The organism is Sphingomonas endophytica (assembly GCF_014199415.1).
Lineage (GTDB): Bacteria > Pseudomonadota > Alphaproteobacteria > Sphingomonadales > Sphingomonadaceae > Sphingomonas > Sphingomonas endophytica.
The window spans coordinates 330483-343372 of record NZ_JACIJN010000002.1 but is presented as its reverse complement, the minus strand read 5'-3'; the positions used below and the strand labels follow the sequence as shown (position 1 = coordinate 343372).

General features: G+C 70.5%; 13 protein-coding genes. 7 read left to right on the top strand and 6 right to left on the bottom strand.

Translation table 11 applies throughout. The features are described from left to right. The first annotated feature begins 13 nt into the window (after positions 1-13). Together dinB and FHS97_RS04395 are read left to right on the top strand one after the other, a co-directional pair. A complete protein-coding gene (gene dinB / locus FHS97_RS04400) occupies positions 14-1048 on the top strand; it encodes a DNA polymerase IV (RefSeq protein WP_184034107.1) in 1035 nt (344 codons plus the stop codon). A gap of 17 nt (positions 1049-1065) precedes the next feature. Next, the gene (locus FHS97_RS04395) at positions 1066-1869 is read left to right on the top strand and encodes a shikimate 5-dehydrogenase (RefSeq protein WP_184033590.1); all 804 of its coding nucleotides are present in this window, start codon (positions 1066-1068) and stop codon (positions 1867-1869) included. 42 nt (positions 1870-1911) lie between these two features. Here the strand turns inward: FHS97_RS04395 and FHS97_RS04390 are convergent, their stop codons facing one another. Beyond that, the gene (locus tag FHS97_RS04390) at positions 1912-2829 is read right to left on the bottom strand and encodes an ROK family protein (protein ID WP_184033585.1); all 918 of its coding nucleotides are present in this window, start codon (positions 2827-2829) and stop codon (positions 1912-1914) included. Continuing rightward, the gene (locus FHS97_RS04385; RefSeq protein ID WP_184033582.1) at positions 2830-3273 is read right to left on the bottom strand and encodes a MarR family winged helix-turn-helix transcriptional regulator; all 444 of its coding nucleotides are present in this window, start codon (positions 3271-3273) and stop codon (positions 2830-2832) included. Positions 3274-3406: 133 nt separating this feature from the next. Between FHS97_RS04385 and FHS97_RS04380 the strand changes: the two genes are divergently transcribed. The 3 genes from FHS97_RS04380 to FHS97_RS04370 all read left to right on the top strand — a co-directional run bounded on the left by FHS97_RS04380 (position 3407) and on the right by FHS97_RS04370 (position 5870). Continuing rightward, positions 3407-4315 (top strand): alpha/beta fold hydrolase, encoded by a 909-nt coding sequence (locus tag FHS97_RS04380; protein WP_184033580.1) that lies wholly within the window; start codon positions 3407-3409, stop codon positions 4313-4315. Between the two features lie 87 nt (positions 4316-4402). After that, on the top strand, positions 4403-4588 hold the full coding sequence (locus tag FHS97_RS04375) for a hypothetical protein (RefSeq protein ID WP_184033578.1): 186 nt from the start codon (positions 4403-4405) through the stop codon (positions 4586-4588). 115 nt (positions 4589-4703) lie between these two features. Further along, positions 4704-5870: a GGDEF domain-containing protein gene (locus FHS97_RS04370; protein ID WP_246346476.1), complete on the top strand. Its 1167-nt coding sequence runs from the start codon at positions 4704-4706 to the stop codon at positions 5868-5870. A gap of 44 nt (positions 5871-5914) precedes the next feature. Here FHS97_RS04370 and FHS97_RS04365 read toward each other — a convergent pair whose 3' ends face one another. Beyond that, entirely contained in the window at positions 5915-7135 is a 1221-nt protein-coding gene (locus tag FHS97_RS04365) for a pyridoxal-dependent decarboxylase, exosortase A system-associated (RefSeq protein ID WP_184033574.1), read from the bottom strand. Continuing rightward, positions 7132-8631, bottom strand: coding sequence for an AMP-binding protein (locus FHS97_RS04360; protein ID WP_184033572.1), 1500 nt, complete (start codon positions 8629-8631; stop codon positions 7132-7134). The genes FHS97_RS04365 and FHS97_RS04360 overlap by 4 nt, the downstream gene beginning before the upstream one ends. A gap of 97 nt (positions 8632-8728) precedes the next feature. Here FHS97_RS04360 and FHS97_RS17400 point away from each other — a divergent pair, with 97 nt between their 5' ends. Next, a complete protein-coding gene (locus FHS97_RS17400; RefSeq protein ID WP_184033570.1) occupies positions 8729-9001 on the top strand; it encodes a phosphopantetheine-binding protein in 273 nt (90 codons plus the stop codon). Between the two features lie 204 nt (positions 9002-9205). On the opposite strand, the gene trxB is transcribed toward FHS97_RS17400, so the two are convergent. Continuing rightward, on the bottom strand, positions 9206-10174 hold the full coding sequence (gene trxB, locus FHS97_RS04350) for a thioredoxin-disulfide reductase (RefSeq protein ID WP_184033567.1): 969 nt from the start codon (positions 10172-10174) through the stop codon (positions 9206-9208). A 79-nt stretch (positions 10175-10253) separates the two neighbouring features. On the opposite strand from trxB, the gene FHS97_RS04345 reads away from it, so the two are divergent. Further along, positions 10254-11639, top strand: coding sequence for a leucyl aminopeptidase family protein (locus tag FHS97_RS04345; protein ID WP_184033564.1), 1386 nt, complete (start codon positions 10254-10256; stop codon positions 11637-11639). Positions 11640-12086: 447 nt separating this feature from the next. Here FHS97_RS04345 and tpiA read toward each other — a convergent pair whose 3' ends face one another. Then, positions 12087-12830 carry a triose-phosphate isomerase gene (gene tpiA, locus FHS97_RS04340; RefSeq protein ID WP_184033561.1) on the bottom strand — a complete coding sequence of 248 codons (744 nt, stop codon included), beginning with the start codon at positions 12828-12830 and terminating at the stop codon, positions 12087-12089. Between the last annotated feature and the right edge of the window lie 60 nt (positions 12831-12890).

The window sequence follows — 12890 nt, the reverse complement described above, 5'->3', positions numbered from 1 at the left end:
CATCCATATCGACATGGACGCCTTTTATGCGTCGGTCGAACAGCGCGATGCGCCAGAGCTACGCGGGCGGCCGGTGGCGGTCGGCGGCAATCGCGCGCGCGGGGTGGTGGCAGCGGCCAGCTACGAGGCGCGCGTGTTCGGGGTGCGTTCGGCGATGCCGTCGGTGGTCGCGGCGCGGCGCTGCCCGGCGCTGGTGTTCGTGCCGCCGCGCTTCGACGTCTATCGCGCGGTCAGCCGCCAAATCCATGCGATCTTCACCGATTACGCCGATGCGATCGAACCGTTGTCGCTCGACGAAGCCTATCTCGACGTCAGCGAGGACCGTCGCGCGCTCGGCTCGGCCAGCGCGATCGCCGCCGAGATCCGCGCGCGGATCAAGGCCGACACCGGGCTCACCGCCTCGGCGGGGGTCAGCTACAACAAGTTCATCGCCAAGCTCGCCTCGGACCAGAACAAGCCCGACGGCCTGTGCGTGATCCCGCCCGCCCAGGGCGCGGCGTTCGTCGCCACGCTCCCGGTCAAGCGCTTCCACGGCATCGGCCCGGTCACCGCCGAGAAGATGGCGCGGCTCGGCATCCACACCGGCGCCGACCTGCGCGACCGTCCGATCGAGTTCCTGCGTGCGCATTTCGGCAGCCACGCCGATTATCTTCACGGCGCGGCGCGCGGCGTCGACGACCGTCCGGTCCGCGCCGAGCGCCAGACCAAATCGGTCGGCGCCGAACGCACCTTCGACACCAACCTTACCGACCCGGCGGAGATCGACGCCGCGCTGGAAACGGTCGCCGCCGCCGCCTGGACGCGCGTCGAGCGCGCCGACGTCCGAGGCCGGACCGCCACGCTCAAGCTGCGCCGCGCCGATTTCACGACGCTCACCCGCGCCCGCTCGGTCACCGGCGTCATCGAGACGCAGGACCAGTTGCTCGATCTCGGGCGCGGGCTGCTCGCCCCGTTGCTGCCCACACCGGGCGGGATCCGGCTGCTCGGGTTGACGCTGTCGGGCATCCTGCGCGACGAGGAACTCAAACAGCCCGCCCTTCCCCTTTGAAGCATAAGGAATCGCCGATGAAGCCGCCGATCGGCCCCGCCACCCGCCTGTGCATGTCGCTCGCCGCGCGCCCCGGCAATTTCGGATCGCGCTTCCACAACCATCTCTACGACGCGCTCGGGCTGAATTACGTCTACAAGGCGTTCACCACCGACGATCTCGCTGGTGCGATCACCGGCATCCGCGCGCTCGGCATCCGCGGCTGCGCGGTGTCGATGCCGTTCAAGGAAGCCGTCATTCCGATGCTCGACGGCCTGCGCGACAGTGCGGCGGCGATCGACAGCGTCAACACGATCGTCAACACCGACGGCGACTTGCTCGGCTACAACACCGATTACAGCGCGGTGCGCGACCTGATCGCCGACCTGCCGCGCGTGCCGTTCCTGCTGCGCGGCAGCGGCGGAATGGGCAAGGCGGTCGCGACCGCACTGGTCGACGCCGGCTTCCCCGACGGCACGATCGTCGCGCGCAACGAGGCCGCCGGGCGTACGCTCGCCGAGCGGCTCGGCTGCCGCTGGCAGGCGGAGGCGACCGGCGCGGCACCGCTGCTCGTCAACGTCACCCCGCTCGGCATGACCGGCGCGGATCAGGACGCGCTCGCCTTCACCCCCGACCAGATCGCCGCGGCGCAGATCATCATCGATGCGGTGGCCAAGCCGGTCGAAACGCCGCTGCTCCGCGCGGCGCAGGCGGCGGGCAAGACGGTCGTCACCGGCGCGCAGATTGCGACGCTGCAGGCGCTGGAACAGTTCGTGCTCTATACCGGCGTCCGCCCCAGCGACGAACAGGTCGCCGCGGCGGAGGCGTATGCGCTGAGCTGATTTGCGGACGATACCGAAAAGCCCATCAGGCTGAGGTGATCGTCACCCCGCGAGCACCTTGATTCCCGTCCGGTCCTCGAGCGCCTGCGCGCCGAGCACCACCGCGCCCAGCGGCCCGGCATTGCCGCCCAATGCCGCCGGCACGACGAACGTGTCCATGTCCGACACCGCCGGCAGCGCGACATAACCGTTGAGGCTCGCCGCGGTCGCCGCGCGCAGCCGCGGCAGCAGCCACGGATTGCCGACCATCACGCCGCCGCCCAGCACGATCCGCCGCGGCACCCCGGTCAGCGTCAGCGTCGCGAACAGCGACGACAGCGCGCCGACCACCGACTCCCACGCCGGGTGGTCGTGCGGCAGATCCTCGCCCTTGATCCCGGTCCGTGCCGCGATCGCCGGGCCGGCGGCGAGCCCCTCGACACACGCGCCGTGATAGGGGCACGATCCCGCCCAGTCGTCGCCGGGCAGCCGCGGCGGGCGGACATGGCCGAATTCGCTGTGCGTCAGCCCATCGACCGGCCGACCGTGCGCGATCATTCCCGCGCCGACGCCGGTCCCGACCGTGACATAGGCGAGGTCGCCCAGCCCCTGCCCCGCGCCCCAGCGCGCCTCGGCCATCGCCGCGCCGACCACGTCGCTGTGGAAGCCGACCGGCACGTCGTAACGCGCCGCCAGCCGCCGCGCGATATCGGTCCCCGCCCAGTGCGGCTTGGGGGTGGAGGTGATCTTGCCGTAATCGGGCGATTGCGGGTCGATCGATACCGGTCCGAAGCTGGCGATGCCGATCGCCGCGACGCCACGCCACTTGTCCATCGCCGCTTCCAGCGCGGGCAGCGTTTCCTCAGGCCGGGTGGTCGGAACGCGCACTTCCTCCAGGATCGCGTCGGGGCCGCTGGAGAGCACCGCGATGCACTTCGTGCCGCCAAGTTCCACACCCGCGATCAACGGCAGTTGCGCCATTCAGTCTTCCTCCTCGGCCGCGGCATCGATCCGCCGCAGCATGTCCGTAAAGCGCGCCAGTTCGCCGGCGTCGAATCGTCCGAAGATCCGGCGCTCCAATGCGACGGCCTGCGGCGCGACCTGCGCGTACAGCGCTTCGCCCTCCGGGCTCAAGCGCAGATGGTGCGATCGGCGGTCGGTGGCGTTCGGGGTCCGCGTCAGCAGCCCGCGATCGGTCAGCGCGATCGCGGCACGGCTGACCGTCACCTTGTCCATCCGGCTGCGTTCGCCGAGCTGCGCCTGCGTGACCGGCGCATATTCGGCGATCAGCGTCATCAGCCGCCATTCGGGGACCGTCAGCCCGAACGCCGCCTCATACGCACCCGCGATCCGTCCACTGACCCGGTTGGAGGTAACCGACAGCAGATACGGAAGGAATTGCTCGAGATGGAGGCGTTCTACCATGGGACACCCAACAAAGGACGGGAAAGAAACGATCGGAACCAGAAGCTGAAACGTTGCATTAATGTGACACAGGGCACAAGAACACAGTACCACTTTCACGGAGTCACATTCGGGAGGCGCAACGGAGCAGACGATGGCAGCGATCACGGCGAACGGCATCCAGATCGAATATGAGGACGAAGGCCCGCGCGACGGCCAGCCGATCCTGATGGTGATGGGGCTCGGCGCGCAACTGGTCCGCTGGCCGCAGGCCATGGTCGATGCTTTGATCGAGCATGGTTATCGCGTGATCCGCTTCGACAATCGTGACGTCGGCCTGTCCACCAAGTTCGACGACTGCGGCGCGCCGCATATCGTGTGGACCGCGATGCAGATGCAGTTCGGGCGCGTGCCTGCCGTTCCCTATACGCTAACCGACATGGCGCAGGACGGCGCCGGCCTGCTCGACGCGCTGGGGATCGACCGCGCGCATGTCGTCGGCGCGTCGATGGGCGGGATGATCGCGCAGCTGATCGCGGCGCGCTGGCCCGAACGGGTGCGGACGCTGACCTCGATCATGTCGACCACCGGCCATCCGCACTGCTCGCGTCCGACGATGCGCGCGACGGCATTGCTGCTCCGCCATCCGAAGAGCGACGATATCGAGGCGATCGTCGCGCACGGCACGATGGCCGGGCGCGCGGTCGGCGGGCGCTTTCCGATCGAGGATGCGATCATGGCCGATCGCATTCGCGCCGAAACGCTGCGCAACCGCTGCCCGACCGGTTTCCTGCGCCAGATGGCGGCGATCATCGCCGATGGCGACCGCACCGACCGCCTGCGCCGGATCACCGCACCCACGCTGGTGATCCACGGCAGCGACGATCCGCTGGTGCCGGTCGCGGGCGGGCGCGCGACCGCGCAGGCGATCCACGGCGCGCGGCTGCTGGAGATCGACGGCATGGGCCATACCCTGCCCCCCGAACTGGTCGACCCGATCGTCGCCGCGATCGACGATCACATCCGCCACCGCCGCCGCGATCCGATCCCGCAGGCGGCGTAGCGCCGGGAGCCGCGGTCCCGGATCAAATGCCGGGCGACGGACGGCGGGATGTGCTAAGGGACACCGTTCCTCCTGCAAAGGACGCGCATGTTCGTCGATTTCCGCGACCAGCCGCCGCCCCCGCCATGGCAGCCGCCCCGCCGCCGCCCGCGGCTGACGCCGCGGCAGGAGAAGACGCTCGCCGCGATCATCGGCTTCAACATCGTCCTGTTGATCATCGCCCCGATCGGCGGTGCGACGCTGATCGGCGTGCTGGCGCTGCTGTGGCGCTAACCCACCACGACATTATATAACAAAGCCAGCAATGATCGACACTTGCCGCTTGCGTTAAGTTAAGTCTATATATTGTCATCGTGCCGGGGGGCCGCGAGTTGGGGGGCATATCGTGATGCTGGACGGGGCGACGTTGTTGATCGCCAGCATGGCGGTCCAGTTCGTCATGGCGCTCTATTTCTGGACGTTGTGGCTCGGCCGACGCGACCAGCGCGTGCATCTCTGGATCGCTGCCTCGATCACCGCCGGGGTACTCGGCTGCGGCTGCTACATGCTGCGCGGCGTCGCGCCGGAACCGCTCGCTATGTGGGCGGCACAGCTCTGCTTCGTCCAGGTTTTCGCCTTTCTGTGGGGCGGCGTGCGGCTGGTCCATGCGCGGCCGCGGCCGGCATGGATCGTGTGGGGCGGGGCGGCGGTCCTGAGCGCGAGCTGCCTGATCCCGGCGCTGGTTGCCGCCGAAGCGCTCCGCAACGTCGTCGCGACGCTCGCCTTCTCCTCTTATGGTCTGGCAATGACCGGCGACTTGCTGCGCCGCCGCCATGCGCGCACCGCGCCGACGCGCTGGCTGACGGGCGGGCTGCTCCTGCTGGTCGCCGCCGCGTCGCTGGCGTTCGCCGCCGATGCGGGGCGGCACAGCGTAGCGGTTGCCTCGCTCGTCAGCATCCCGTCGCTGCCGGCGCTGTGGCTGCTGTTCCACACCACCATCTACGTCACCCTGGTGCTGTCGCTCACCACGCTCGAACTCGGCAACGAGGCGCAGCGCCAGCGCGAGGCCGCCACCACCGACTCATTGACCGGCCTGCTCAACCGCCGCGCCTTCATGGAGCGCGCCACCCCCGCCGCCGGGCATCCGCGCGGCGCGACGCTGCTGATGCTCGACATCGACCATTTCAAGCAGGTCAACGATCTGTGGGGCCATTCGGCGGGCGACCGCGCGCTGGTGCTGTTTGCGGGCGCGCTGCTCGACGCGACCGGTGGCGTGCTCGGCGCGTTTGCGGCGCGGATCGGCGGCGAGGAATTCGCGGTGCTGCTGCCCGGCCGTTCGCGCGACGAAGCGGCGGCGCTGGGCCTGCGCATCGCGGCGCGGGTCCGTGAGCTGCGCCACACGCCCGGCGCGACGCGGATGACCGTCAGCATCGGACTCGCCGAAAGCGGCACGGCGATGGCGACGCTCGACGAGCTGCTGAGCGGCGCCGACCGCGCGCTCTACCGCGCCAAGCGCGGGGGACGCGACCGCCTCGAGCAGGACAGCGCGCCCTTCGCACCCAGCCTCGCCGCCTGACACTCTTTCCTTCGTCACCCCGAAGCTGATCGGGAGCGACGATCTCACACCACGATCTCTGCCGGCGCGGGGTGCCCGAGAAACGCCGCCGGGCTCGCGGTCGCACCATAGGCCCCGGCGAGAAAGATCGCGATCACCTCCCCCACCCCGACCGGCGGCAACGCTACCCGGTCGCCGAGCCGGTCGAGCGGCGTGCACAGGCAGCCGACCACCGATACCTCGCCGTCCGCCGTCGACCCCATCCTCGGCGCCACCGCGAGCGGATAATTGCGGCGCACCACCGTCCCGAAATTGCCGCTCGCCGCCAGTTGGTGGTGCAACCCGCCATCGATCACGACGAACGTCTCGCCGCGGCTCTGCTTCACGTCGACGACGCGCGTCAGATAGACGCCCGCCTCCGCGACCAGCCAGCGTCCGAGTTCGATCGCGAACCGGCTGTCGCGCAGCACGTCGGCGCGCGCCGCCAGCGCCGTATCCAGCGCCGCCCCGACCGACGCGACATCCAGCGGCGCATCACCGGCGAAATACGGCACCCCGAACCCGCCGCCGAGATTGACGAGCGGCGGTACTGCGCCGGCCTCTTCCGCCAGCCGCGCGGCGAGCGCCAGCGTCGCCGCCTGCGTTTCGCTCACCGCCGCCGCGTCCAGCGCCTGCGATCCGGCGAAGATGTGGAAACCGCACCAGTCCGCGCCCGCCGCGATCACCTCCCGCACCACCGCCGCCGCATGCTCGGCGTCGATGCCGAACGGCGAGGCGCGCCCGCCCATCTTCATCCCCGACCCGCGCAATTCCAGATCGGGGTTCACCCGCACCGCCAGCCGCGGCACGATCCCAAGCCGCTCGCCCGCCGCCAGCGCGCGCCGCGCCTCGCCCGCCGATTCGAGATTGATCGTCGCGCCGGCGGCGATCGCCGCCGCCAGTTCGTCGTCGCGCTTGCCCGGCCCCGCGAAGCTGATCGCCGATCCCGGTTTCACCGCCAGCGCGCGCGCCAGCTCGCCCGCCGAGGCGACGTCGAGCCCGTCGACCAGCGGCGCGACCCGCGTCAGCAAGGCGGGCAACGGATTGGCCTTGATCGCATAATGCAGATCGACCCCGGCCGGCATCGCCGCGCGAAACCGCGCCACCTGCGCCGCGACCAGCGCCGCATCGTACACGAACAGCGGCGAGCCATGCGCTGCGACCAGCGCCGTCGCGTCCTGCCCGCCGATCGTCAGCGTGCCGGTCTGCGCGGCAAAGGTCGGCGGGATCGGCCCCATCGGCTTCATGCCTTTGCCTCCCTCACCGCCGCCGCGATGGCGGCGCGGTCCAGCTTGCCATTGGCGTTGCGCGGCAGTTCCGCGCGCCACTCGATGCGCACCGGTTGCATGTAAGCGGGCAGCTCGCGCTTCAGCCGCTCCCGCAACGCCGTCTCCGACGGCGCGGCGCCGCGCGCGACCAGCACGATCGCCTGCCCCAGCCGTGCGTCGGGCACTCCGACCGCCACCGCCTCGGCGGTCTCGGTGCCGGCGGTCGCGGCCTCCTCGACCTCTTGCGGGCTGATGCGATGCCCGGCGCTCTTGATCATCTCGTCGTCGCGCCCGACGAAACGCAGCAACCCGTCGCCATCCGCCACCACCGTGTCCCCCGACCACACCGCCGTCCCGCCATAGCGCGACCCCGCCGGCGCAGGCCGGAAGCGCAGCGCGGTCCGCTCCGCATCGCGCCAATAGCCGTGCGCGACCAGCGGCCCGGCATGGACCAGCTCGCCCGGCTCCCCCGCCGCCGCCAGCGCGCCATCGGGCCGCACGACCAGCACCTCGGCGAACGGCACCGCGCGCCCGATCGAGTCAGGATGCGCATCGACCAGATCGGGATCGAGATAGGTCGAGCGGAACGCCTCGGTCAGCCCGTACATCGGGAACAGCCGCGCCGCCGGGAACCGCGCCCTGAGCGCCCGCACCATCGTCGGCGTCAGCGCGCCGCCCGAGTTGGTCAGCCGCCGCAACTGCCCCGCCATTGCGTCGGGCCAGTCGCTCTCCAGCAGCTGCGTCCATAGCGGCGGCACCCCGGCCAACGTCGTCGCCCCGACCCGCGCCACCGCCTTAACGACGTCGCGCGGCGTCAGATAGTCGAGCGGCGCGACCGCCGCCCCCGCCGCCCAGGTCGAGAGCAACTGGTTCTGTCCGTAATCGAACCCGAGCGGCAGCACCGCAAGCACGCGGTCGTCGGGCGTTATCGCGAGGTAATCCGCGACGCTGATCGCCCCCAGCCACAAATTGGCATGGCTGAGCATCACGCCCTTCGGCCGCCCCGTCGACCCGGAAGTATAAAGCAACGCGGCCAGTGCCTCCGGATCGGCGTTCGAGCGCGGCAAGGCATCCCCCGCCCCCGCGTCGGTGACCAGCCTACACCCGTCCGGCACGTCACCCGCCGCCAGCGTCGCCGCGCGTGCGTCCTGCGTCAGCAACAGCGCCGCCCCGCTGTCGGCAAGGATGTGCGCGACCTGCGCGCGCCTGAGTACCGGATTGACCGGCACATGCACCAGCCCGGCGCGCGCCGTTGCCAGCGGCATCCAGCACGCCACCCGCGTCTTCGGCAGCCAGGTCGCGACCCGCGCGCCGGCGGCGAGCCCCAGCCCGGCCAGCCACCCCGCCAGCCGCGCCACCGCGTCTTCGGCGGCGGCATAATCGACCACCCCCTCGCGATCGATCAGCGCGGGCGCGTGCGGTTGCCCACGGAGCACATGGTCGATCGGGCGCGGCGTAGCATCAGGGGACACCATGAGAGTGGCTTCTAGGCTCAGGCGTTGCGGAATCCACCCCTTGCGCCTAACGCGGCGCCGGCTCGCCGACCAACCGTGCGGCAAAGGTGGAGGTTGCGTGATTCCCGAAGGCACGAGCGAGATCGAGGCGACCGTGCGCGCGGTGCTGGTCGACGTACTGGCGCTCGACCGCGCGCGCGTCGCGACCTTCCGCGCCGACACCCCGCTGTTCGGCGCGTTGCCCGAGCTCGATTCGATGGCGGTGGCGGGCGTGCTCACCGAGCTGGAGGACCGGCTCGGAATCGTCATCGAGGACGACGAGGTCGATGGCGAAATGCTCGAGACGTTCGGCGCGCTGGTGACCTTTGCGGCCGGCAAGGCGCTGGTCTAGAACCAAAAGCCGTTATCCGCGCGAAGGCGGGGATCCAGAACCTCTGACCTCGGGGTCTTTATGAAGACCTGCGCGTCTGTATTCCCGCCTCCGCGGGAATGACGGTTGTTCGTCGCCCCGGCCTTGAGCCGGGGTCCCGCTTCTTCTTCGCGCCGCGGGCGAAAAGCGGGACCCCGGATCAAGTCCGGGGGGACGAGAAAACAACTACTCCGCCGCTTCCCTGACCGCCTCGAACTCCGCCGCGGCGAGGAACCGCTCGGCATCCAGCGCCGCCATGCACCCGGTCCCCGCCGCGGTCACCGCCTGGCGATAGACCTTGTCCATGACGTCGCCGCACGCGAACACCCCCGGCACGCTGGTGCGCGTCGACCCGGTCTCGACCGCGATATAGCCATCCTCGTCGAGCGCGAGATGCCCCCGGAACAGCTCGGTCGCCGGATGGTGCCCGATCGCGACGAACCCGCCCGCGACATCGATCCGCGAAGGCGCGCCGGTGACGGTGTCCTCCAGCTCCAGCGCGACCAGCCCGGCGTTGCCGCCGCCGTCGACGAACTCACGAACTTCCTTGTTCCACAGCACCTTGATGCCCGGATGCGCGAACAGCCGCTCCTGCAGGATGCGCTCGGCGCGCAGCGTGTCGCGGCGATGGATCAGCGTCACGTCGTCGCTGTGGTTGGTCAGGTACAACGCCTCCTCGACCGCGGTATTGCCGCCGCCGATCACCGCCACCTTCTTGCCGCGATAGAAGAAGCCGTCGCAGGTCGCGCACGCGCTGACGCCCTTGCCCTTCATCGCATCCTCGCTGTCGAGCCCCAGCCACTTGGCCTGCGCGCCGGTCGCGATCACCAGCACCTCGCCCTCGTAGACGTCGCCGCCGTCGCCGATCAGCCGGAACGGGCGCGCGGTCAGGTCGACCTCGACGATCGTGTCCCACATCAGCCGCGTGCCGACATGCTCGGCCTGCGCCTGCATCTGCTCCATCAGCCACGGCCCCTGGATCACTTCCTTGAAGCCGGGATAATTCTCCACGTCGGTGGTGGTGGTCAGCTGGCCGCCGGGCTGGATGCCCTGCACCACGATCGGCGCCATCCCGGCGCGCGCGCCGTAGATCGCGGCGGACAGCCCGGCCGGGCCCGAGCCCAGGATCAACATGCGAGTCGAATGTGTCGTCATGCGCGCGATGTAGGATGGCGCGCCGCGCAAGGGAACCGCGCGCGTTGCGCCCCGCGCCAAGTCCTGCTTTGGTCCGGCGATGACCGACTTTAGCGCCTTGCTCCAGCCCGACCGCGGCCAGCCCGCTCGCGACCTCCACGTCGTCCACCCCGACCGCTTCGCCGATTGGCTGGCCGGGCAGCCGGTCCGCGTCCGCACCGCGGTCGAAGCCAACAAGGTGACGGGCCGCCCCGGCAACCGCGCGATCCTGCCCGGCGAGGCGGCGGACGACTGGGCGATGCTGCTGGTCTGCGACGAGCCGCTCGACTCGCCGTGGCGGATCGCCTCGCTCGCCGACACGCTGCCCGAGGGCACGTACCGGCTCGCGAACGGCGGCGCGACCGGCGCGGCCGGGCTCGGCTGGCTGCTCGCGCAGCACCGCTTCACCCGCTACCGCAAGGTCGAGCCCGCCGCGCTGCGCGTGCTGCTCACCAGCGACGTCGCCGCGATCGACGAGACCGTCCGCCTCGCCGCCGCCACCGCTCGCGTCCGCGATCTGGTCGACACCGGCGCCAGCGATCTCGGCCCCGCCGAACTGGAGGCGGAGGCCGACGCGCTTGCCGCGCAGCATGGCGCGACCGTCACCGTCACGCGCGGCGACGCGCTCGCCACCGGCTATCCGATGATCCACGCGGTCGGACAGGCGGCGAGCAAGGACCGCGCGCCGCGGCTGATCGAACTCGAATGGGGCGACCCATCTGCTCCCCGCGTCGCGCTGGTCGGCAAGGGCGTGTGCTTCGATTCGGGCGGGCTCGACATCAAGCCGTCGGCGGGAATGCGGCTGATGAAGAAGGACATGGGCGGCGCCGCGCACGCGCTGGCGCTCGCCGCGCTGGTGATGCAGGCGCGCCTCAAGGTGCGGCTCCACCTGCTGATCCCCGCGGTGGAGAATGCCATCGCCGGGAACGCCTTCCGCCCCGGCGACGTGCTGACGACGCGTAAGGGGCTGACGGTCGAGAACACCAACACCGATGCCGAGGGCCGGCTGATCCTCGGCGACGCGCTCACCAAGGCGGTCGAAAGCGCGCCCGATTTGCTGATCGACTTCGCGACGCTGACCGGCGCGGCGCGCGTCGCGCTCGGACCGGACCTGCCCGCGACCTTCGTGCAGGACGAGACGCTGGCGACCGAGCTGCTTGCGGCAGGGAAGGCGGTCTACGACCCCTTGTGGCGGCTGCCGCTGTGGGACGGCTATGACGACATGCTCAAGTCGGACGTGGCCGACATGGTCAACGCGCCGGACGGCGGCTTCGCGGGCGCGATCACCGCGGCCTTGTTCCTGCGCCGCTTCGTGCCGGCGAGCGTGACATGGGCGCACCTCGACACCTTCGCATGGCGACCGTCGCCGCGCCCGGGTCGGCCGAAAGGCGGCGAGGCGTATGGCTTGCGCGCGGCATGGGCGCTGCTGAAGAAGCGCTTCGGCTGATTGGGTTATGTCATCCCGGACTTGATCCCGGATCCCGCTTCTTCTTGCCCGGCTGCCAGGAGGAAGCGGGGCCCCGGATCAAGTCCGGGGCGACGTAGAGGCAGCACCAAAGCCCCCAACTCCGTCGCCCCTGCGCAGGCAGGGGCCCATGTCTGCATCGTGCCGCGGACCGCTTGACAGACAGACCACGACCCCTGTGTCAAACGGCCCGAGAAACGAAACAGCCATAGGCCCCTGCCTGCGCAGGGGCGACGGCGCATTATCCGACCGTCGCCAGCACCCTCACCCCGCCGCCTCGATGATCGGCACGAACTTCTCTGCATCGTGCCGCGGACCGCTTGACAGACAGACCACCACCCCTGTGTCAAACGGCCCGAGAAACGAAACAGCCATAGGCCCCTGCCTGCGCAGGGGCGACGGTGCATTATCCGACCGTCGCCAGCACCCTCACCCCGCCGCCTCGATGATCGGCACGAACTTCGCCGCGGTCAGGCTGGCCCCGCCGACCAGCGCGCCATCGACATCCGGCACCGCCATGATCGCGCGCGCATTGTCGCCGGTCACCGAGCCGCCGTATAAAATCCGCACCGCATCCGCCGCCTCGCCGATCAACTGCCGCATCTTCGCGCGCGCGATCGCGTGAATCGCGGCGATCTCCTCCAGCGTCGGAGTCCGCCCGCTGCCGATCGCCCAGCGCGGCTCATAGGCGAGCGTCAGCCAGTCGCCGTTCGCCTGCTCCGGCAGCGATTTTTCGATCTGCGCCTGCACCACCCGCTCGGCGCGCCCGGCATCGCGCTCCGCCCCCGTCTCGCCGCAGCACAGAATCACCGACAGGCCCTGCCGATGCGCCGCCGCCGCCTTCGCCCACGCATCCTGGCTGGTCTCGTTCTGATATTCACGCCGCTCCGAATGACCGACGATCGTGAAGCGCGCCCCCGCCTCGCGCACCATCGGCGCCGAAACGCTGCCCGTGTAAGCGCCGCTGTCCGCCTCGTGGACGTCCTCGGCACCGATCGCCAGCCCCGGCGCGCGCTGCACCGCCGGCGCGATCAGCGTCGCGGGCACCGCCATCGCCACATCGACCCCCGGATGCGCCGCCGCCGCCGCCGCGATCGCGTCCAGCTCCGCCAGCAGCGCCAGATCGCCGTTCATCTTCCAGTTGCCCGCCACCAGCCTGCGCCGCACCGTCATTCTCCCAGCTTCGCTGTTAAACCTGTTAGACGCGTGCGCGGCTTGATGCCAGCCGGACGT